Genomic DNA, 18,996 nt, shown 5'->3' on the forward strand with positions numbered 1-18,996 from the left:
CTCGCGGGAGCGGCGCGTGGACGGCGAATTGCAAAGCCAGTTTTTGCTCTCCTCCGACGGCTTGCTGCTTCACACCCTCACGCTCGGCCAGCCCAACGACCTCGCGGCGGTGGTTTGCCTGCCGGGCCTGACCCGGCCGGCGCGCGATTTCATGATTCTGGCGCTGCACCTGCATCGCGCCGAGGGCCGGCGCGTCATCCTGATCGATTATCGCGGCCGCGGCGGCTCGGACTGGGATCCCGACTGGACCCATTACAGCCTTCCCGTCGAGCACGGCGACGTGTTGCGCGTGCTCGACGCCCTCAACGTGCGCAAGGCGATCTTTGTCGGCCTGTCGCGCGGCGGACTGCATGCCTTGATGGTGTGCAAACACCGGCCCGAGAGCGTCGTCGGCCTAGTGCTCAACGATATCGGTCCGCAAATCGAGCCACAGGGCCTCGTTCGAATCAAGGACTATATCGGGCGACTGCCGCTGATCCGCACCGCCGACGAGGCCGTCGTCCATTTCAAGGGGCTGATGGGGGAGCATTTTCCCGCTGTCAGCGACGAGGACTGGCGCTTTTACGCCAGCAATTCGCTCAATCACACGCCGGAGCGGATGCGCCTGTCCTATGATCCGCAATTGGCGCGGATCATGGATTCATTCGATCCGACCGCGCCCATGCCCGATCTCTGGGAGGATTATGTGGCGGTGCGCGCGCCGATCCTGGCGCTGCGCGGCGAAAACTCCGATTTGCTCTCGCCCGAGGGCCACGCGGAAATGGCGCGGCGCAACCCGCTTTGCCAGTTGCACGTGGTTCCCGGTCAGGGCCACGCGCCACTGCTCATCGACACGCCGACGCTTGATCGCATCGCCGTGTTCATCCGCAAGATCGGCAGTTAAAAGCATTTTCAAGCGAAGCGGAAACCGGTTCGCGTGAAGAAAACGCGTTAAAACAGAAAACTAGGCCTGACGAACGCCAGAAAGAGGCGTGGAGCCGAGCGGGGTCTTGAACTGGCCCGAGAGCGCGTCGCCGTCGGCGGTCACATCGAAGCCGATGTTGAAACTGCCCATGGGCGTCGGCACTTTGGCGCGGAACTCGGCGGAATCGCCGGCCACTTGCAAGTCGGTGAGCGGAACCTCTCCGGCCGAGGAGCCCAGCCCGCCGCTGCCGTCCGCCTCAATGCGCAGGGTTGGCGTCTGAACGCCAAACGGCGTTTCAAGCGTCAATTTCCAGCTTCCAACTATGGCCATGAGCCGTCCTTTCCGAGATGACCGCGCAAGACCGCGCGACTCATCCATCATAAGGCCGACTCACGATGATCGCCAGAGCCGTTCGTTTATCTGTGAACTATTTTGCGGAAAAACACCTTTGCGCCGGGCGCCTCAGCGCCCGGCGATCCGCGAGCAGGAACCACCCGCCGCCGAGAATTCGTAGCGGTCGCCGCAGGCATAGGCCGTGGGCGGCACATGCGAGCGCTCGAACAGGTCGTAACCTTCCTTCAAATTATGCCAGAAGCCCGACCAGTCCGCATGCGGCGCGCCGCTGTCGAGGAAGGCGAGGATCGAACCGCCGCTATTGCCATTCTCGCGGGCGATCGCTTCTTCCGTCATGCGGAAGGGGAAGATATGCACCGGCACTTCTTTCTGGCCGCTGGCCAGCGCCGAGGCCACGAAGCCGTAGATCTCGTCGATTCCGGCGTTGGTCATAGCGAAACAGCCGACCGACTTGCAATCGCCGTGCACCATGATCTTGTTGCCGGTATAGCCGTGACGGCGGTCGTAGGCGTTGGGATAGCCGACGTCGAAGGCCAGGTGATAGGCCGAATGCGGGTTGAGCTGCTTGGCCGACACCGAATAGAAGCCTTCAGGCGACTGGTAATCGGCATAAGCCAGTTTCGGGCCGAGCTTTCCCGACCATTTGCAGATCGGATAGCTCTTGTAGAGCGCGAAGCGGTCGCCGTTCTTCATCCACAATTCCAGCGCGCCCTCGCGCTTGAAAATACGGACATAAACCTGCGCGCCCTTCTTGAAGCCGCCGGTCGGCTCAGGGAAAACCGGAGCCGCTTCCGGCTGCGGAGCCATCGCGCCGTTGGAGTCGCCGACCGAGGCCGACACCGCCGCCAGCGCATTGGCGATATTGGGGAAACCGCCTTCCGACTGCGGCGCGGGCTGCGCTGCGGCCGGCTGCGACGCCGCCGGTTGGGCTGCGGCCGCCTTGGCGGCGGGCTTGGCCGCGACAGGCGGCTGCGGCGCTTGCGGCAGAACCGCGGCTTGCGGCGCCGGCTGAAGACCGGGAGTCGATTGCGGACCAGCGCCCATCGGCAGGGCGACCGGAACCAGCGAGGCCACCTGCGCCGCAGCGGGCAGCGCGGCGAGACCGGCGGGACGGCGCGGCGGCGTCGGCACGCCGTCGACCGGAACCGGACGCTCCGCGAATTTCGGCAGCGGAATCACTTCGGGAATCGGGCCGAGATCGTCGAGCGGGGCCGGCTTGGCCGGCGTTTCGGCGGCGGCCTGCGCGCCGGGCGCCGGCAGCAGCGGCGGAACCTCGGCGACCGGAGCGCCGCGCAATTCAAGGGAACCAGCGGCGGGGTCGGCCTCTGCGAACAGCGAGCGCGCATCTTCGGAAGCGACGCTCACGCTGATCGCGGCGTCGTCACGCGCCGGCTCGGACGCGGGCGCCTCAGCGACGGGCTTGGAAACGGACGGCTCCTCGGCGAGCGTCGCGCCGGTGGGGACAGCGGCGTTCGATGGGGTCGCGCCGCGCAAATCACTCGCGGGCGTTTCAGTCGCAGCGACGGCTTGGGCGGGTTCGGCGGGGGCCTGAACATTCTGCGAAAGGCGGGACTCGGAAGGGTCATCGCGGCGGATGGCCGCCTCGTAAGAGAGCCAGGCTCCGAGGCAAAGCGTCGCCGCAGAAGCCGACGCAAGCGTCAAGAAGCGGGTCCATTTCCTATGCATCACGGCCAAAGCCTTTCTTGGGCGGCTTACGCAATAGACGAAAAATCCATAGAGCGAAAGCCGCCGCGTTGCATGCGATCACAATGACGTTAACAGGAAATAAAGCATTTCAGCCTTGCGCCGGGCGTTTTAGCGCGAATCGAGCCCTGCGGCAGGCGTGCATTTTTTTGACGCGCGTGATATTTTCGCAACACTTTCAGGGGATGCCGATCAGCTTGTGCGTCTGCAGGCTGAGTCGCCAGCGCGGATGCAGCAGACAATATTCGACGGCGAGGCGGGTATTCTCGTCGCGCTCGGGTCCGTCCATCGGCTGCAGGAAAAAATGCTCGAACTCCAGCGATTCGAATTGCTCCGGCTCGGCCCATTTTTGCGGAAACACCAGCTTCAGCTCCTGCCCGGCCCGCACCCGCAACGGCGCGCCCGCCTTGGGGCTGACGCACAGCCAGTCGACGCCCTCCGGCGCGGGAACCGTGCCGTTGCTTTCGACCGCGGTGAAAAAGCCGCGCGCCCGCACCGCCTCCAGCAGCGGTTCGTCCAGTTGCAGCAGCGGTTCGCCGCCGGTGAACACCACGAAGCGGTCCGCGTCGCCGCCGACCCAGATCCCGGCGATCAGGTCGGCGAGAGCTTCGGCCTCGTATTTGCCGCCATTTTCGCCATCGGTTCCGACGAAATCGGTGTCGCAGAAGCGGCAGACCGACATCTCCCGATCGGCCTCGCGGCCGCTCCACAGATTGCAGCCCGCGAATCGGCAGAACACGGCGGCGCGGCCGGCGTGGCCGCCCTCGCCCTGCAGGGTGAGAAAGAGTTCCTTGACGCTATAGGCCATGGGCCGGACTTAAACCTCCGCCGGAAACGCGCCGGCGAAAGCCGTGCGGGACAGATCGCGTCGCGCATTGGGCTTTTCAAGCGCCTGTTTTTCCGGCGGCAGCCGCGCCGCGTCGCCGCGCCGCCCCACCGCCACGATCACCTCCAACTTGAGGCTGTCCGGTGCCTTTACGGCGGCGCGCGCCTTGTCGCGGTCGAAGCCCGCCATCGCGCGGGTGCTCCAGCCGAGCAGCGCCGCCTGAAAGGCCAGGCTGGCCCAGGCGGCGCCCGTGTCGAACGAGGCCGACCCCAGCGACACCGGCGACTCATGGCCCGGCGGGGTGAATTCCGCCTTGCTGGCCGCCACGATCAGCGCGGAGGCCTCGCGCGCCCAGGGCCGGTTGTTTTCCGACAGGGCGGCGACCAGCGCGTCGAAGCCGGCTTCGCCCTTGCGGGCGTAAACGAAGCGCCAGGGCTGGGAATTATAGGCCGAAGGGGCGTAGCGCGCCGCCTCCAGCAGGGCGAACAGCACGTTTTCGGGAATCGGCTCGCCAGTCATGGCCCGCGCCGACCAGCGATGCAGGAACAGCGCGGACACCGGCGTCTCCACGAGGCGGTCGCCCGCAAGCGAGACAAGATGAACAAGGGACGTGTCGATTTCGGTCATTGCGGAGAGTCCGTAAGGGGCGTTTCGCCGCCAATTATCGGCTTTTCCCCGGGGATCAAGCGGAAAACATCAAAACCGCGTTTTGGGGCGCCAAATGGACGCAGTTTCGTTTATGTTTCGGTCGCACCGGCCGCATGCGGTCCAATCGACAACAATCGGTAACGCGGAGTCTCGCCCTTGAACGCGCTTTTCGTCGGCCATTCCTATATCGACATGACCATGCTCACCGATGTCATGCCTTCGGGCGACGACAAGGAAGTGGCGAAGGATTTCGCCGTTTCGTTCGGGGGCAACGCCGTCACCGCCGCCTTCGCCTGCGCCAAGCTCGGCATCCCCAGCGACCTGCTCACCACCATTTCCGACGACTGGCTCGGCCAGATGTTCATGATGATGGCGCAGCGCTACAATGTGTCGGTCTATCCGCGCAAGGTCGCGCGCTGCTCGCTGTCCTTCGTGCTGCCCAAGGCGGGCAAGCGCGCGATTCTGCGCGCCCGCGACAACGCCTATCTGCGGCCGTTCATGAAGCTCGACGTGTCCTGCTACACCGCCGTGCATCTCGACGGCCACCAGCATGACGCGGCGCTCTACTACGCCAAGGCGGCGCGCGAGGCCGGCGTGCTCGTCTCGCTCGACGGCGGCGGCGTGCGCGCCAATACCGAAGAGGTGCTGCACTATACCGACGTCGCCGTGGTCGCCGAGGCGTTCTGCAAGGAAATCAAGCTCTCGGCCAAGGAAACGCTGCAATATCTGCACGAGCGCGGCGTGAAGGTCGCCGCCGTGACGGAAGGCGAGCACGGCATGATCTGGAGCGAGGAGGACGGCCACGTCCAGCATCTCGCCGCGCTGCGCGTGCCCGACGAGAAAGTCATCGACACCTCCGGCGCGGGCGACGTGTTCCACGGCGCCTATCTCGCCTCCTACCTGCGTTCGCCCTCCTCGCCCTGGGCGGTGCATTTCGACTTCGCCCGCGCCGCCTCGGCCCACAAGGTGCAGCATCTCGGCAACGAGGCGGGCCTGCCGAGCGAGGAGGACATTCTCACGGCGCGACGGGAGTTCGGGGGCGCGCGGTGAACTTTTCGCGCGCGGCCAGACGCGTGCTGGCCGCCTGCGGGTTGATCGCATGCGCCAGCCCGGCGCTGGCGTGGTTCGATGAGGGCCACGAGACCATCGCGGCGGCGGCCTATAGTCAGCTCACGCCCGACGCGCGCGAAGCCGCCGGGCGCCTGCTCCGACTCAACCCGGATTACGCCGCCTGGACCGCGGGCGCGGCCGATTCGGAGCGCGACCGCATCGCCTTCGTCCACGCGGCCACCTGGGCCGACGACATCAAGCGCCGCGAGGATTTCGCGCGCGGCTCCCTCGGCGGCGACGGCGCCCACGCCGTCGACAATATCGGCTATGCCGACAGGCGGATGCACGCCTATTGGCATTATATGGACCTGCCGTTCTCCGGCGACGGTTCGCCGACGCGGCCCGCCGAATCGCCCAACGCCCTGACGCAAATTCGCGCCTTCGCGGCGACGCTGCGCTCCAACGCGCCCGATTCGGTCAAATCCTACGATCTGGTCTGGCTGGAGCATCTGGTCGGCGACGCGCATCAGCCGCTGCATGCGACCTCCCGCTTTTCGCGCCGGCTACCCGCCGGCGACAATGGCGGCAACCAGGAGCGCATCTGCCGCGCCTTCGTCTGCGGCCTGAAACTGCACGCCTTCTGGGACAGTTTGCTCGGCGATTCCAACGCGCCGCGCGACGCCATCGCCGCCGCCGCGCGGCTGCCCGCGCCCGATCCGGCCCGCGCGGCGGAAACCGATCCGCAGGTCTGGTTCGAGGAGAGCGCCGGACTGGCGCGTGAAGCCGTTTATACGGCGGCGATTGGCGATGGCGAGGGGCCGTTCGACATCGACGCGGCCTATCAGGCCAACGCCAAGGCCGTGGCGCGCGACCAGGCGGCGCTGGCGGCCGCCCGTTTGGCCCATATGCTCAACGCGGCGCTTGCGAAATGACGCGGCTTGATCGACCCTTGCACGCCGCCATCTATGGATTGCGACCGACACTTTATTGAAAGGAAGCGGATCATGAAGCGATTCGTTTGCGCCGCCCTGCTGACGCTCTGCGCCGGCGCCGTTCAGGCGGAGACCTGCGCGCAAAAAATTTCGCGTCTGGAAAAACGGATTCACCGGGAGCCGGCCACGACGTCGGGCGTCTCGCTGCCCGAAAGCACCGACGCCAAGCTGCATCATCAGCCGACGATGGAAAGCATCGCCAAGGCGAAGCAGCAAAGCGACGCCGACACGCTCGACGACGCCCGCCTGCTCGACGCCGAGGGCAAGGAAAAAGCCTGCCGGACCAAGATCAAGCCGCTGGAGCGGTGAACGCTCGCGCCAGTCTGCCGCCGGTCGTCGGCGCGCGCACGCCGGTGGAGCCCGGAAAGGTCAGCGGCAGGCCCTCGACCGAGCGCACCGCCAGATAGGCGAAGGCCTGGGCCTCGATCGCCTGCGAATCCCAGCCGAAATCCTCGGCGCGCCGCACCGGGCGCGGCGCACGGCGACGCAGCGCCTCGACCAGCGCCGGATTGCGCGCGCCGCCGCCGCACAACACGAGCGTTTCCGGCGGGCGCGGGGCGAAGGCCAGCGCCGACAGGATTCCCTCGGCGGTGAAGGCGCAGAGCGTGGCCGCAGCGTCCTCGATCGACAGAGCCGCGACCGGGGCGGCGTCGAACGCGTTGCGGTCGAGCGACTTGGGCGGCGGCGCCGCGAAATAGGGATGCGCGAGCAAGGCTTTGAGCGCCGCCGCGTCCACGCGCCCGGCCAGGGCCGCCGCGCCGTCTTCGTCCATCGCCCTGCCCGTGCGCGCAAACATGAGATCGTCGATCAGCGCGTTGCCCGGGCCGACATCGCAGGCCAGCGGCGATTCGCCGGGCGCGCAGAACGTGACATTGGCCACCCCGCCGATGTTGACGAACAGCATGGGCGCGCCGAAGCCGGAGCTTTCCGCCAGCGCCGCGTGAAAGGCGGGAACCAGCGGCGCCCCCTGCCCGCCCCGTGCGAGATCGGCGGCGCGCATGTCGTAAACCACGTCGATGCCGCTTTGCCGCGCCAGCGCGGCGCCGTCGCCGAGCTGCACCGTCAGGCCCTGTTCGGGGCGGTGCAGCACGGTCTGGCCGTGAAAGCCGATCAGGTCGATGGCGTCGGCCGACAGCTGTTGATCCGCGAGAAATTTTCGCACCGCCTCCAGATGCCGCTGCGTGATCAGCGCCTCGGCCTCCGCCAGCGGCCCCGGCCGTTCGTCGCGGCGCGTCAGGCCAACGGCCGCCGCGACGGCGGCGCGCAAAACGGCGCGGTCGGCCTCCGAGAAAGCAAAACTCGCCGTGGGGCCGAAGGTCAGCGCCGCCCGGCCGTCCGTCTCCAGCAAAGCCAGATCGACGCCGTCCATCGAAGTGCCAGACATGGCGCCCAGCGCCCGAAAGATTTTCGGCATGGTGTTCCCCCGCAGGCCTTTCCCCAACTCGGGCCGGCGCTTAACTTGGCTGTACGAAACGCTCTTCAATTTTGCGTGTTATTGTTTCCAGAATCGCTTGGCGAGGGAAGCCCATGATCGAACTTTTCTACTGGCCGACGCCCAACGGACACAAGATCACGATTTTTCTGGAGGAAGCAGGCCTCGATTACGAAATTCGGCCCGTCAACATCGGCGCCGGCGACCAATTCAAGCCGGATTTTCTGAAAATCGCGCCCAACAACCGCATGCCCGCCATCATCGACCATGACCCGCTCGATCACCAGGGTCCGCTAAACCTGTTCGAATCGGGCGCCATTCTGGAATATCTGGCCGAGAAGACCGGCGAATTTCTTCCGGCCGAACGGCGCCACAAATTCGCGGCGCTGCAATGGCTTTACTGGCAGATGGGCGGGCTGGGGCCAATGGCCGGCCAGAACCACCATTTCTCGCAATATGCGCCGGAGAAAATCCCTTACGCCATCGAGCGTTACGTGAAGGAGACCAACCGGCTCTACGGCGTGCTCGACCGCCAGTTGGAAAAGACCGGCGCCTATGTCGCCGGCGATTATTCCATCGCCGACATGGCGTGCTATCCCTGGATCGTTCCGTGGAAGAACCAGGGCCAGACGCTCGACGAATTCCCGCATCTCAAGCGCTGGTTCGACGCCATCCGCGCCCGCCCGGCCGTGCAGCGCGCCTATGCGCTCGGGCTGAAATACCGGCCCGAGAACGCCACGATGAGCGACGACGACAAGAAGGTGCTGTTCGGCCAGACCGCGGGGCATGTTCCGCGCTAGAACCGGAGCAGGCCGAGCCCGGCGACCCCGGTGACGATCAGGTAGAGCGCCACGATATAATTGAGCAGGCGCGGCGCGATCAGGATCAGCACGCCGGCGAGCAGGGCCAGCCCCGGTTGCAGATGCGCGGTCGAAAGGGTCATGTGACAACTCCAGTCAAAATTCGCTCGCCGAAAAATCGGGCGCCGATGGGTAAAACCTAACGGCGTCTGGCGCGTTCCTGCAACAGTCTGGATTTCCGGGAACAGCCTTGACCGCAACCGCACCGACCAGCCAGGGCCGCATTGTCACCGATGTGCCGGCGCGGTTGGACCGCCTGCCCTGGAGCCCCTTTCATCGACTGGTGATCGCCGCGCTGGGGATCACCTGGGTTCTCGACGGGCTGGAGGTGACGCTGGCGGGGTCGGTGGCCGGCGCGCTGCGGGCCAGCCCGGCGCTGCATTTCGGCGACGCCGACATCGGCATAGCCGGCAGCGCCTATCTCTCCGGCGCGGTGCTGGGCGCGCTGTTTTTCGGCTGGCTCACCGACCGGATGGGGCGGCGCAAGCTGTTCTTCATCACCCTTGCCCTCTATCTCACCGCCACCGCCTGCGCCGGGCTTTCCTGGGACGGGCTGAGTTTCTTCGTGTTCCGCTTTCTGACCGGCGCGGGAATCGGCGGTGAATATGCCGCGATCAACTCGACCATTCAGGAACTGGTGCCGGCGCGCTATCGCGGCTTCACCGATCTCGTCGTGAACGGCGGCTTCTGGCTCGGGGCGGCGCTGGGCGCGCTGGTCGCGGCGCTGCTGCTCAACCCGGCGCTGATCGACCCGGAACTCGGCTGGCGCCTCGCCTTTCTGACCGGCGCCGCCTTGGGCGTGATCGTGGTGTTCATGCGGATGTGGCTGCCGGAAAGTCCGCGCTGGCTGGCGCTGCATGGCCGCGCCGGGGAGGCGGACGCCGTGGTGACGGAGATCGAGGACGGCTTCCGGAAGGCCGGCTTCACCCTCACCGCGCCCGACCCCAAGGCGACACTGGCGCTGCGCCCGATGCACGACGGCGCGGTGCGGCGCGCGCTCGACACGCTGTTTCGGGTTTATCCGCGCCGCACATTGGTGGGGCTGACGCTGATGGCGGCGCAGGCGTTTTTCTACAACGCCATTTTCTTCACCTACGCCTTGGTGCTCGCCAATTATTATGCGGTGCCCTCCGATCAGATCGGCTGGCATATTCTGCCGTTCGCCCTCACCAATTTTCTCGGTCCGCTGCTGCTCGGGCGGCTGTTCGACCTTTGGGGACGCCGCAAGATGCTGGCGCTCACCTATGGCGCGTCGGGCGCGCTGCTGCTGATCTGGGCCAGCCTGTTCGAGGGCGGGTTGCTGACGGCGACCACCCAGACCATCGGCTGGATGACGGTGTTCTTCTTCGCCTCGCCCGCCGCCAGCGCCGCCTATCTGACGGTCGCCGAAACTTTTCCGCTGGAAATCCGCGCTTTGGCCATCGCCCTGTTCTATGCGGCGGCCACCGCCATCGGCGGCGTCGCCGCGCCCTATCTGTTCGGACGTCTGGTGGAGGAGAGTTCTCGGACCAGCCTGTTCATCGGCTATCTGTTCGCCGCCGCCCTGATGCTCGTCGCCGCAGTTGTCGCCTGGCTGTTCGCCGTGGACGCGGAAGGCAAGTCGCTTGAGGAGGTCGCGCCGCCGCTGTCGCGCGAGCCCTGACCGACGATCTGGCGCAATTGCAAACAGTCCGAAGGGAACTGTTCGCTGCGACCAAAAACAACAGTCGCCTCGGCTTCGGTTTTGATGTATATCATTGATAACGACATCCCTTCGATCTCAGACGCGAGAAGCCGCCATGAGTGAGCCTGTCCTGCGCCTTGCCGTTTTGCTGGCCATTTTCTTCAGCTGCCTGGCCGCCATCGAACTGGCGATTTATCTGTCGATCGCGGTGTTCAAACTGCCTCTGCTGGCGCTGGTTCCGATCGCGGCCGTGCTGGCGTTCCTGATCTTCGTGGGACGCCGCAACCTGTTGCGAACCCATCGGCGCTTCCTGGACAGCGCGGAATGACGCGCTCTCCTCTTTCCCTGTAAGGGTGAAGCGAACAGCCGAATGACGGTGCGCCAGAGGATGCCGCGTTGTACTTGAAACGCGTCGCCGCTGGCGTTTCTATTCCGGCCCGGCCGTTTCCTGAACCGGCCGGGGTCTGTCGGGGTCCGTAATCTAGCCTCCGATCACGCTGGTGATCACCTGCCCGCCCCTGTTGACGGTCAGCCGCCACACATAGGGCTGCTGCGCCGCCGCGCGGTCGAGATCGCGCGTGGCGGCGATCTTGGTGCCATTCACGCTCATGATGATGTCGCCCTTCTTGAAGCCGACCACGGCCGCCGGCGTATTGTCGGCGACATCGACCACCGCCACGCCTTCCTTGGCGTTGGGAATGGAAAACTCCTCAATGGTGGCCGGCGAAATGTTCACCACCGTCGCGCCCGCGAACGGCGATTCACCCTTGATCCTGATCTGGTCGCGCGCCGGCTTTTCCGGCGCAGCGATCAGCGCCAGCGGCACCACCACGCTCTTGCCCTCACGGCGCACCGACAGCGAAGCCGTGCCGCCAATCGCCTTGGCGCCGAGCCGGTAGCCAACGCCGCCCGCGTCCGCCGCCTCCTGGCCGTCCACAGCGACGATCACGTCGCCCTGTTTCAGCCCGCCCTCGGCGGCGGGGCCGCGCGGATCGACCTCCGTCACCAGCGCGCCAGCCGGGCGATCCAGCCCGACGCTTTCCGCCAGCTCCCGGGTGAGATTTTGCAGGCTGGCGCCAAGCCAGGGACGGCGCACCTCCTTGCCGCCATTCTTGGCCGCCGCCACGACATTTTTCACCATATTGACGGGAATGGCGAAGCCGATGCCGACCGAGCCGCCGCTCTGCGAGAAAATCGCCGAATTGACGCCGATCAGCCGGCCGTTCATGTCGATCAGCGCGCCGCCGGAATTGCCGGGATTGATGGCGGCGTCGGTCTGGATGAAGAAACCATAGTCGTTGATGCCGATCTGGGTGCGCGCCAGCGCCGACACAATGCCCTGAGTCACCGTCTGCCCCACGCCGAAAGGATCGCCAATGGCGAGCGTGAGGTCGCCGACCTCCAGCGCGTCGCTGTCGCCCATCTCCAGCACAGGAAACGCCTTTTCGTCGGATTTGATGCGCAGGATGGCGAGGTCGGAGCGCGGATCGCGCAGCACGATCTCGGCGGGAAATTCCCGCCGGTCGGCCAAGGCCACCTTGACGCTGGTCATGCCCTCGATAACGTGGTGGTTGGTGACGACAAGGCCGGTGGGATCGACAATCACGCCGGAGCCGAGCGATTGCGCGGTCTGAGCGCCCGGCTGCTGGCCGAAGAAGCGCTGGAAGATCGGATCGTCGAAAATGGGATTGCGCGGCTGCCGCTCGACCCGCTGCGCATAGACATTGACCACGGCCGGCGCGGCCTTTTTCACCACGGGAGCGAAACTCAGCGCGACTTCGGCGCGCGAGCCGGGCGCCTGCTTGAACAGTTGCGCCTCCGCCGGCGGCGCCAGCCGCGACACGGCCAGGACCGAGGCGGCGACGATAAAAGCGACGAGGACAAGGGCGGCGGACAACTTTCGGATCATGCGAATCCCCTCAGGCTGTCGCAAATATAGAAATCGAAAGCCGGCGCAAAAAGGGCCAAGCCGAAGCGCGTTTCCGCAAACAAAAAGGGCGGCCAAGCCGGCCGCCCCTCGCCTTCGCGTTTAACGCTAATTATTCCGCGGCTTCGACGACGATCTGCCCCGAATCCTTGCCCTTGGCGGTCACGTCGCGGTCGACGAACTCAATCACGGCCATGGCGGCGTTGTCGCCGTAGCGGAAGCCGGCCTTGAGCACGCGCGTATAACCGCCGTTGCGGTCCTTGTAGCGCGGGCCAAGCACGCTGAACAGCTTGGCGACCAGCTCGACGTCCTTGATCTGCGCGATGGCCTGACGGCGGGCGTGCAGGTCGCCGCGCTTGGCGAGCGTCACCAGCTTCTCGGCCACGGGACGCAGGTCCTTGGCCTTGGGCAGCGTGGTGCTGATCTGCTCATGCTTGATCAGCGCCTGGCAGAGATTCGAGAACATCGCCTTGCGATGCTCGGCGGTGCGGTTGAAACGCCGCTTGGAACGACCATGATACATGTTGGCTCTCCATGTTGATTAGGGCCGCCGTGCCAAGGAACGGCCCTTCCGTGCTTTGCCCGATTGGCCGGGCGGTGATTCCCTCTCCCCGCGCGCGGGGAGAGGGAGAAGAGGTTGAAGCCTCAATAATGTTCTTCGAACCGCTTGGCGAGTTCGTCGATGTTCTCCGGCGGCCAGCCCGACACTTCCATGCCGAGATGCAGCCCCATCTGCGCCAGCACTTCCTTGATTTCGTTCAAGGACTTGCGGCCGAAGTTCGGCGTGCGCAGCATTTCGGCTTCGGTCTTCTGGATGAGGTCGCCGATATAAACGATGTTGTCATTCTTGAGGCAGTTGGCCGAACGGACCGACAGTTCCAGTTCGTCGACTTTCTTGAGCAGCGCCGGGTTGAAGGCGAGTTCCGGAATGGCCGGGGACGCTTCTTCCCGCTTCGGCTCTTCGAAATTGACGAAGACGTTGAGCTGATCCTGCAGGATGCGCGCGGCGAAAGCCAGCGCGTCATCGGGGGTCAACGAACCGTTGGTCTCGATCTGCAAGGTGAGCTTGTCATAGTCGAGCACCTGGCCCTCGCGGGTCGGCTCGACCTTGTACGACACCTTCTTCACCGGCGAATAGATCGAATCGACCGGGATCAGGCCGATCGGGGCGTCTTCCGCGCGGTTGCGGTCAGCCGGGACATAACCCTTGCCGGTATTGACGGTGAATTCCATGCGGATTTCCGCGCCCTCGTCGAGGGTGCACAGCGCCAGCTGCGGGTTGAGCACGGCGATGTCGCCGGTCACGCCGATATCGCCGGCATAGACCACGCCCGGACCCTGCTTCTTCAGGGTCATGCGCTTCGGGCCTTCGCCCTGCATCTTGATGGCGACGTCCTTGATGTTGAGGATGATGTCGGTCACATCCTCGCGCACGCCGGGAATGGAGGAAAACTCATGAAGCACGCCGTCGATGTGGACGGAGGTGATGGCGGCGCCTTGCAGCGACGACAGCAGGATGCGGCGCAGGGCGTTGCCGAGCGTCAGGCCGAAGCCGCGCTCGAGCGGCTCGGCGACCACGGTCGCCAGACGCTTGGGATCTTCGCCGGGCGTGACATTCAGTTTGTTCGGCTTGATCAGCTCTTGCCAATTCTTCTGGATCATTTTCGCCTCTTCCTCGGACCGCGGCATATCGGTTCGTCAACCATGGCCTTTGGTCCGGATACGGAAAAACCCACGCCCACCCCGTCGGGAGGGCGCGGGACCTGTCAAATAGATATAATCAGACGCGGCGACGCTTGCGAGGGCGGCAGCCGTTGTGCGGGATCGGGGTCACGTCGCGGATCGAGGTGACGGTGAAGCCGGCGGCCTGCAGCGCGCGCAGCGCCGACTCACGGCCAGAGCCGGGACCGGAGACTTCGACCTCAACCGTGCGCATGCCGTGTTCCGAGGCCTTGCGGGCGGCGTCTTCGGCGGCCATCTGCGCGGCGTAGGGAGTCGACTTGCGCGAGCCCTTGAAGCCCATCGTGCCCGACGACGACCAGGAAATGGTGTTGCCCTGCGCGTCGGCGATGGTGATCATCGTGTTGTTGAACGACGAATGCACATGCGCGACGCCGGACGCGATGTTCTTGCGTTCCCTGCGGCGAACGCGGGTGTTGTTGTCCTTGGCCATTGTTATTCAGTCCTTCTGGCGCGCCCGTAATGCCAGGCGCTCGGGTTTTTGCGGGCTTCCCGATTAGGGAAGCCCGCCAATCTCGAGGCGGCGAAGCCCCGAAAAAATTACTTCTTCTTGCCGGCGATCGGCTTCGCCTTGCCCTTGCGGGTGCGGGCGTTGGTGTGGGTGCGCTGACCGCGGACCGGCAACTGGCGGCGATGGCGCAGGCCGCGATAGCAGCCGAGATCCATCAGGCGCTTGATGTTCATCGCGACTTCGCGGCGCAGGTCGCCTTCCACCATGTAATCGCGGTCGATGGTTTCGCGAATCTGCAGCACTTCGGCGTCCGAAAGCTGGTTGACGCGACGATCGGCGGAGATGCTGACCTTTTCGCAGATTTCCTCGGCCTTCTTCGGGCCGATGCCGTGGATGTACTGCAACGCGATGATCACACGCTTGTTGGTCGGGATATTGACGCCAGCTATACGAGCCATTTTCACTGCTCCATGTGAAGGGCTTGCGCCCGGAACCCCGCGTCCGGTGGAGGCCGGCCCCTGCGGGTAGAAAAACAACGCTCCCGCCGTGCAGCAGGAGCGTTGTTGAGGAAGGTTTCGCTTAGACCGATTCCGACGCGCCGTCAACCGGCGCGCGAAATCAGTGCGCCAGCAACGCGTCCAACTGCTTGGTCACCTCGTCAATCGGCGCCATGCCGTCGACGGTGCGCAACTCGCCAATGCCCTTGTAATAATCGGACACCGGCGCGGTCTGCTGGTGATACTGCGCCAGCCGCTTCTTGAACGCGTCCGGATTGTCGTCGGCGCGCACAGTCCCGCCGGCGGCAAGCGTCTCGCGGGCGCGGTTCTCAATGCGCGACAACAGCACGCCGTCGTCGACCAGAAGCTCGATCACCGCCGACAAATCCTTGCCCTTGGCCTTGAGCAGCTTGGTCAACGCCTCGGCCTGCGCGACAGTGCGCGGGAAGCCGTCGAGAATGAAGCCCTTGGCGCAATCCGGCGCGTCGATGCGGTCGGCGATGATGCCGATCACGATCTCGTCGGAGACAAGACCGCCGGATTCCATCACCGCCTTCGCCTGAAGGCCGATCGGCGTTCCCGCCTTGACCGCCGCGCGCAGCATGTCGCCGGTGGAAAGCTGCGGAATGCCGTACTTCTGTTCCAGCCGCGCCGACTGGGTGCCTTTGCCGGCCCCCGGCGGTCCGAGCAGAATCAGCCTCATTTCTTTCTCCCCCTGAGCTTGGCCTTCTTCACCAGCCCCTCATATTGCTGCGCTTGGAGATGGCCATGGATCTGCGCAACCGTGTCCATGGTCACGCTGACCACGATCAACAGGGACGTGCCGCCGAAATAGAACGGCAAGGCGAATTGCGAAATAAGCATTTCCGGCAACAGGCAGATGATCGCCAGATAAGCGGCGCCCAGCACGGTCACGCGGGTCAGCACGTGATCGATATATTGCGCCGTGCGCTCGCCCGGACGAATGCCGGGAATGAAGCCGCCATGCTTCTTGAGATTGTCCGCCGTCTCCGTGGGATCGAACACGATGGCGGTATAGAAGAAGGCGAAGAACACGATCATGCCGATGTAGAAGGCGATGTAAAGCGGCCGGCCGTGACCGAGATAAGTGGCCAGCAGGCCCCAGATGCCCCCGGCCCCGCTGCTCTCCGCAAGATTGGAAATCGTGATCGGCAGCAGCAGCAGCGACGAGGCGAAGATCGGCGGAATCACGCCGGCCGTGTTGAGCTTGAGCGGCAGGAACGACGTCTGGCCCTCATAGACCCGGTTGCCCTGCTGACGCTTGGGATAAGTGATCAGCAGCCGCCGCTGGGCGCGCTCCATATAGACGATGAAGGCGATCACGCCCAAGGACATCGCGCCGACGCCGACCAGCACCAGCGGCGAGATCGCCCCCTGGCGCGACAATTCCAGCGTGTTGGCGATAGCCGAGGGGAATGCGGCGACGATGCCGGCGAAAATGATCAGCGAGGAGCCGTTGCCGATGCCGCGCGAAGTGATCTGCTCGCCGAGCCACATCAAAAACAGCACGCCGCCCGTCAGGGTGATCACGGTCGAGGCGCGGAAGAACCAGCCCGGTTCGGTGACCACGCCGTTCTGGCTCTCAAGCCCCATGGCGATGCCGTAGGCCTGGAACACAGCCAGCGCCACCGTCAGGTAGCGCGTGTACTGGTTCATCACCTTGCGGCCCTGCTCGCCCTCCTTCTTGAGGGCGGCGAGCGTCGGGATGACCGAACTCATCAACTGGACGATGATCGAAGCCGAAATGTACGGCATGATGTTCAGCGCGAAAATGGCCATGCGCTGCACGGCGCCGCCCGCGAACATGTTGAACAGCTCGAGCACGCCCTGCTGCTTGCCGTGGAAACTCGCCTCGAACACAGCGGGGTCGATGCCCGGCAGCGGAATATAGGTTCCGAGGCGATAAACGATCAGGGCGCCGAGGGTGAACCAGATCCGCTTCTTGAGCTCTTCGGCCTTGCCGAAAGCGGAGAAGTTGATGTTAGCCGCAAGCTGTTCAGCTGCCGAAGCCATTGAAATCTGCTCCAAATGCGCGATGTCAGCGCATCAGTTTGCGAAAACGGGGCCGGACCCTATTGAGTCCCGCCCCGTAATTAATCGTTCAGGCCGGCAAAATCACGCGCAATCGCGCCTTTGCCGCAGAAAAATCACGCTTCGGCCGCGGCGAGCAGCCGCACCGAACCGCCAGCCTTTTCGATCGCCGCGATCGCCGACTTGGAGGCGGCGGCGACTTCGAACGTCAGCTTGGCCGTGATTTCGCCATTGCCGAGGATCTTCACGCCATCGCCCGCCTTGGAGATCACGCCGGCGGCCAAGAGGGCTTCGAGCGTAACCGGCGCCGAGGCGTCGAGCTTGCCCGCTTCCACAGCCTGCTGAATGCGGCCGAGGTTGACCTCGTTGTAATCCGTCGAGAAGGGATTCCAGAAGCCGCGCTTGGGCAGACGACGATGCAGAGGCATCTGGCCGCCTTCAAAACCCTTGATGGCGACGCCGGTGCGGGCCTTCTGACCCTTGACGCCGCGACCCGCGGTCTTGCCCTTGCCGGAGCCGATGCCGCGACCGACGCGCATGCGGTTCTTGGTCGAACCGGGATTGTCGGAGATGCCGTTGAGCTTCACCATGGCTGCTCTCCTCAATCTTCGACGCGCACGAGGTGCGCGACTTTGGCGATCTGGCCCCGAATCGAAGGGGTGTCTTTCAACACCGCCTTGCGGCCGATCTTGTTAAGCTTCAGGCCGACGAGAGTCGCGCGCTGGTCGGCGGGACGGCCGATCGGGCTCTTGGTCTGAACGACCGTGACAGTCTTGTCCGTCATGATCCTTCTCCTCAGCCTTCAGCCGTGCCGTCTTCGCCGCCGGGGCGACGCGACTGCAGCACGGACACTTTCAGACCGCGACGGGCGGCGACCGAACGAGGCGAATCTTCCGCCTTGAGCGCGTCGAACGTGGCGCGAATCATGTTGTACGGGTTGGACGAGCCCTGCGACTTCGCCACGACGTCATGGACGCCGAGCGATTCGAACACGGCGCGCATCGGGCCGCCCGCAATGATTCCCGTACCGGCGGGCGCCGCGCGCAAAACGACGCGACCGGCGCCGTGGCGGCCGTTGACGTCATGATGCAGGGTGCGGCCCTCGCGCAGCGGCACGCGGATCAGCGCGCGCTTGGCGGATTCGGTGGCCTTGCGGATGGCTTCCGGCACTTCGCGCGCCTTGCCGTGACCAAAGCCCACGCGACCCTTCTGGTCGCCGACGACGACGAGCGCGGCGAAACCGAAGCGGCGGCCGCCCTTCACAACCTTGGCGACGCGATTGATGTGGACCAGGCGATCCACAAATTCGCTGTCGCGCTCTTCATCCTTGCGATCGCGACCGCGACCGCCTTGTTCTTCACGAGCCATTTGTTTTTCCGTCACTTGCGCGGAGAGTCCGGTTCGACCTCCGCTCGCTGGGTCGCTCCCGATACGGGAGCTTCTCACAAACGTCAATCCCGGAGCGCGAATTTCGCGTTCCGGGATCGGTTTGAAACTTCAAACCACACGCGACAACGCTTGCGCGTTGCGCGGGCGATCAGAACTTCAGGCCGCCTTCGCGCGCGCCGTCGGCCAGCGCCTTGACGCGACCGTGGTACATATACGCGCCGCGATCGAACACGACCTCGGTGACGCCGGCGGCGAGAGCGCGCTCAGCGACCAGCTTGCCGATCGCCTTGGCGGCGTCGACGTCAGCCCCGGTCTTGAGGCCTTCGCGCTGCGTCTTCTCGATGGAAGACGCGGCGGCGAGGGTCGCGCCCTTCTCGTCGTCGATGATCTGAGCGTAGATCTGCTTCGAGGAGCGGAACACGGACAGACGGGGCTTGCCGTAAGCGCGGGCGCGAAGCGTGCGGCGGACGCGCGCCTTGCGGCGATCGGTGGTATCGTTAGCCATGA

24 protein-coding genes are annotated in these 18,996 nt (G+C 65.1%); 7 read left to right on the plus strand and 17 right to left on the minus strand.

Going from position 1 to position 18,996, the window contains the following annotated elements; all coding sequences use genetic code 11:
- Positions 1 to 16 precede the first annotated feature (16 nt).
- A complete protein-coding gene (locus tag CFB24_RS11445; protein WP_088520729.1) occupies positions 17 to 883 on the plus strand; it encodes an alpha/beta fold hydrolase in 867 nt (288 codons plus the stop codon).
- Positions 884 to 943: 60 nt separating this feature from the next.
- On the opposite strand, the gene CFB24_RS11450 is transcribed toward CFB24_RS11445, so the two are convergent.
- From CFB24_RS11450 to CFB24_RS11465, 4 genes are all read right to left on the minus strand, one after another.
- On the minus strand, positions 944 to 1,234 hold the full coding sequence (locus CFB24_RS11450) for a hypothetical protein (protein WP_088520730.1): 291 nt from the start codon (positions 1,232 to 1,234) through the stop codon (positions 944 to 946).
- 132 nt (positions 1,235 to 1,366) lie between these two features.
- Positions 1,367 to 2,920: a L,D-transpeptidase family protein gene (locus tag CFB24_RS11455; RefSeq protein ID WP_141098434.1), complete on the minus strand. Its 1,554-nt coding sequence runs from the start codon at positions 2,918 to 2,920 to the stop codon at positions 1,367 to 1,369.
- Positions 2,921 to 3,140: 220 nt separating this feature from the next.
- Positions 3,141 to 3,770 (minus strand): 7-carboxy-7-deazaguanine synthase, encoded by a 630-nt coding sequence (queE, locus tag CFB24_RS11460; protein WP_088520732.1) that lies wholly within the window; start codon positions 3,768 to 3,770, stop codon positions 3,141 to 3,143.
- A 9-nt stretch (positions 3,771 to 3,779) separates the two neighbouring features.
- Positions 3,780 to 4,415 carry a nitroreductase family protein gene (locus CFB24_RS11465; protein WP_088520733.1) on the minus strand — a complete coding sequence of 212 codons (636 nt, stop codon included), beginning with the start codon at positions 4,413 to 4,415 and terminating at the stop codon, positions 3,780 to 3,782.
- A gap of 177 nt (positions 4,416 to 4,592) precedes the next feature.
- Between CFB24_RS11465 and CFB24_RS11470 the strand changes: the two genes are divergently transcribed.
- The 3 genes from CFB24_RS11470 to CFB24_RS11480 all read left to right on the plus strand — a co-directional run bounded on the left by CFB24_RS11470 (position 4,593) and on the right by CFB24_RS11480 (position 6,787).
- The gene (locus CFB24_RS11470; RefSeq protein ID WP_088520734.1) at positions 4,593 to 5,486 is read left to right on the plus strand and encodes a PfkB family carbohydrate kinase; all 894 of its coding nucleotides are present in this window, start codon (positions 4,593 to 4,595) and stop codon (positions 5,484 to 5,486) included.
- Entirely contained in the window at positions 5,483 to 6,418 is a 936-nt protein-coding gene (locus CFB24_RS11475) for a S1/P1 nuclease (RefSeq protein WP_244593218.1), read from the plus strand. Before CFB24_RS11470 ends, CFB24_RS11475 begins: the two co-directional genes overlap by 4 nt.
- Positions 6,419 to 6,490: 72 nt before the next feature.
- The gene (locus tag CFB24_RS11480; protein ID WP_088520735.1) at positions 6,491 to 6,787 is read left to right on the plus strand and encodes a hypothetical protein; all 297 of its coding nucleotides are present in this window, start codon (positions 6,491 to 6,493) and stop codon (positions 6,785 to 6,787) included.
- On the opposite strand, the gene CFB24_RS11485 is transcribed toward CFB24_RS11480, so the two are convergent.
- On the minus strand, positions 6,768 to 7,892 hold the full coding sequence (locus CFB24_RS11485) for an anhydro-N-acetylmuramic acid kinase (protein WP_088520736.1): 1,125 nt from the start codon (positions 7,890 to 7,892) through the stop codon (positions 6,768 to 6,770). The genes CFB24_RS11480 and CFB24_RS11485 overlap by 20 nt on opposite strands.
- A gap of 113 nt (positions 7,893 to 8,005) precedes the next feature.
- Here CFB24_RS11485 and CFB24_RS11490 point away from each other — a divergent pair, with 113 nt between their 5' ends.
- Positions 8,006 to 8,710, plus strand: a complete 705-nt coding sequence (locus CFB24_RS11490; RefSeq protein WP_088520737.1) for a glutathione S-transferase N-terminal domain-containing protein — start codon at positions 8,006 to 8,008, stop codon at positions 8,708 to 8,710.
- Here the strand turns inward: CFB24_RS11490 and CFB24_RS11495 are convergent.
- Complete coding sequence (locus CFB24_RS11495; RefSeq protein WP_088520738.1) at positions 8,707 to 8,853, minus strand: DUF3096 domain-containing protein; 147 nt, start codon at positions 8,851 to 8,853, stop codon at positions 8,707 to 8,709. The two genes, CFB24_RS11490 and CFB24_RS11495, sit on opposite strands and share 4 nt — an antisense overlap.
- Before the next feature lie 107 nt (positions 8,854 to 8,960).
- Here CFB24_RS11495 and CFB24_RS11500 point away from each other — a divergent pair, with 107 nt between their 5' ends.
- Both CFB24_RS11500 and CFB24_RS11505 read left to right on the plus strand, forming a co-directional pair.
- The gene (locus CFB24_RS11500; protein WP_244593219.1) at positions 8,961 to 10,412 is read left to right on the plus strand and encodes an MFS transporter; all 1,452 of its coding nucleotides are present in this window, start codon (positions 8,961 to 8,963) and stop codon (positions 10,410 to 10,412) included.
- Positions 10,413 to 10,548: 136 nt separating this feature from the next.
- On the plus strand, positions 10,549 to 10,761 hold the full coding sequence (locus CFB24_RS11505) for a hypothetical protein (RefSeq protein WP_088520740.1): 213 nt from the start codon (positions 10,549 to 10,551) through the stop codon (positions 10,759 to 10,761).
- A gap of 153 nt (positions 10,762 to 10,914) precedes the next feature.
- On the opposite strand, the gene CFB24_RS11510 is transcribed toward CFB24_RS11505, so the two are convergent.
- The 11 genes from CFB24_RS11510 to rplR form a co-directional block, all read right to left on the minus strand.
- On the minus strand, positions 10,915 to 12,342 hold the full coding sequence (locus tag CFB24_RS11510) for a DegQ family serine endoprotease (protein ID WP_176440433.1): 1,428 nt from the start codon (positions 12,340 to 12,342) through the stop codon (positions 10,915 to 10,917).
- A 130-nt stretch (positions 12,343 to 12,472) separates the two neighbouring features.
- Complete coding sequence (rplQ, locus tag CFB24_RS11515; protein WP_088520741.1) at positions 12,473 to 12,883, minus strand: 50S ribosomal protein L17; 411 nt, start codon at positions 12,881 to 12,883, stop codon at positions 12,473 to 12,475.
- A gap of 122 nt (positions 12,884 to 13,005) precedes the next feature.
- On the minus strand, positions 13,006 to 14,049 hold the full coding sequence (locus tag CFB24_RS11520) for a DNA-directed RNA polymerase subunit alpha (RefSeq protein ID WP_425332132.1): 1,044 nt from the start codon (positions 14,047 to 14,049) through the stop codon (positions 13,006 to 13,008).
- A gap of 91 nt (positions 14,050 to 14,140) precedes the next feature.
- Positions 14,141 to 14,533 carry a 30S ribosomal protein S11 gene (gene rpsK / locus CFB24_RS11525; protein ID WP_088520742.1) on the minus strand — a complete coding sequence of 131 codons (393 nt, stop codon included), beginning with the start codon at positions 14,531 to 14,533 and terminating at the stop codon, positions 14,141 to 14,143.
- 107 nt (positions 14,534 to 14,640) lie between these two features.
- Positions 14,641 to 15,009 (minus strand): 30S ribosomal protein S13, encoded by a 369-nt coding sequence (gene rpsM / locus CFB24_RS11530; protein ID WP_088520743.1) that lies wholly within the window; start codon positions 15,007 to 15,009, stop codon positions 14,641 to 14,643.
- Between the two features lie 160 nt (positions 15,010 to 15,169).
- Positions 15,170 to 15,751 (minus strand): adenylate kinase, encoded by a 582-nt coding sequence (locus CFB24_RS11535; protein WP_088520744.1) that lies wholly within the window; start codon positions 15,749 to 15,751, stop codon positions 15,170 to 15,172.
- Positions 15,748 to 17,082 (minus strand): preprotein translocase subunit SecY, encoded by a 1,335-nt coding sequence (secY, locus tag CFB24_RS11540; RefSeq protein ID WP_088520745.1) that lies wholly within the window; start codon positions 17,080 to 17,082, stop codon positions 15,748 to 15,750. The genes CFB24_RS11535 and secY overlap by 4 nt, the downstream gene beginning before the upstream one ends.
- Before the next feature lie 134 nt (positions 17,083 to 17,216).
- The gene (rplO, locus tag CFB24_RS11545) at positions 17,217 to 17,687 is read right to left on the minus strand and encodes a 50S ribosomal protein L15 (protein ID WP_088520800.1); all 471 of its coding nucleotides are present in this window, start codon (positions 17,685 to 17,687) and stop codon (positions 17,217 to 17,219) included.
- Between the two features lie 14 nt (positions 17,688 to 17,701).
- Positions 17,702 to 17,884, minus strand: a complete 183-nt coding sequence (gene rpmD, locus CFB24_RS11550; protein WP_088520746.1) for a 50S ribosomal protein L30 — start codon at positions 17,882 to 17,884, stop codon at positions 17,702 to 17,704.
- Positions 17,885 to 17,895: 11 nt separating this feature from the next.
- Positions 17,896 to 18,468 carry a 30S ribosomal protein S5 gene (rpsE, locus tag CFB24_RS11555; protein WP_088520747.1) on the minus strand — a complete coding sequence of 191 codons (573 nt, stop codon included), beginning with the start codon at positions 18,466 to 18,468 and terminating at the stop codon, positions 17,896 to 17,898.
- Between the two features lie 169 nt (positions 18,469 to 18,637).
- Entirely contained in the window at positions 18,638 to 18,994 is a 357-nt protein-coding gene (rplR, locus tag CFB24_RS11560; RefSeq protein ID WP_088520748.1) for a 50S ribosomal protein L18, read from the minus strand.
- Between the last annotated feature and the right edge of the window lie 2 nt (positions 18,995 to 18,996).

The sequence above is a fragment of the Rhodoblastus acidophilus genome (genome assembly GCF_900187365.1).
Classification (GTDB): Bacteria; Pseudomonadota; Alphaproteobacteria; order Rhizobiales; family Beijerinckiaceae; genus Rhodoblastus; species Rhodoblastus acidophilus.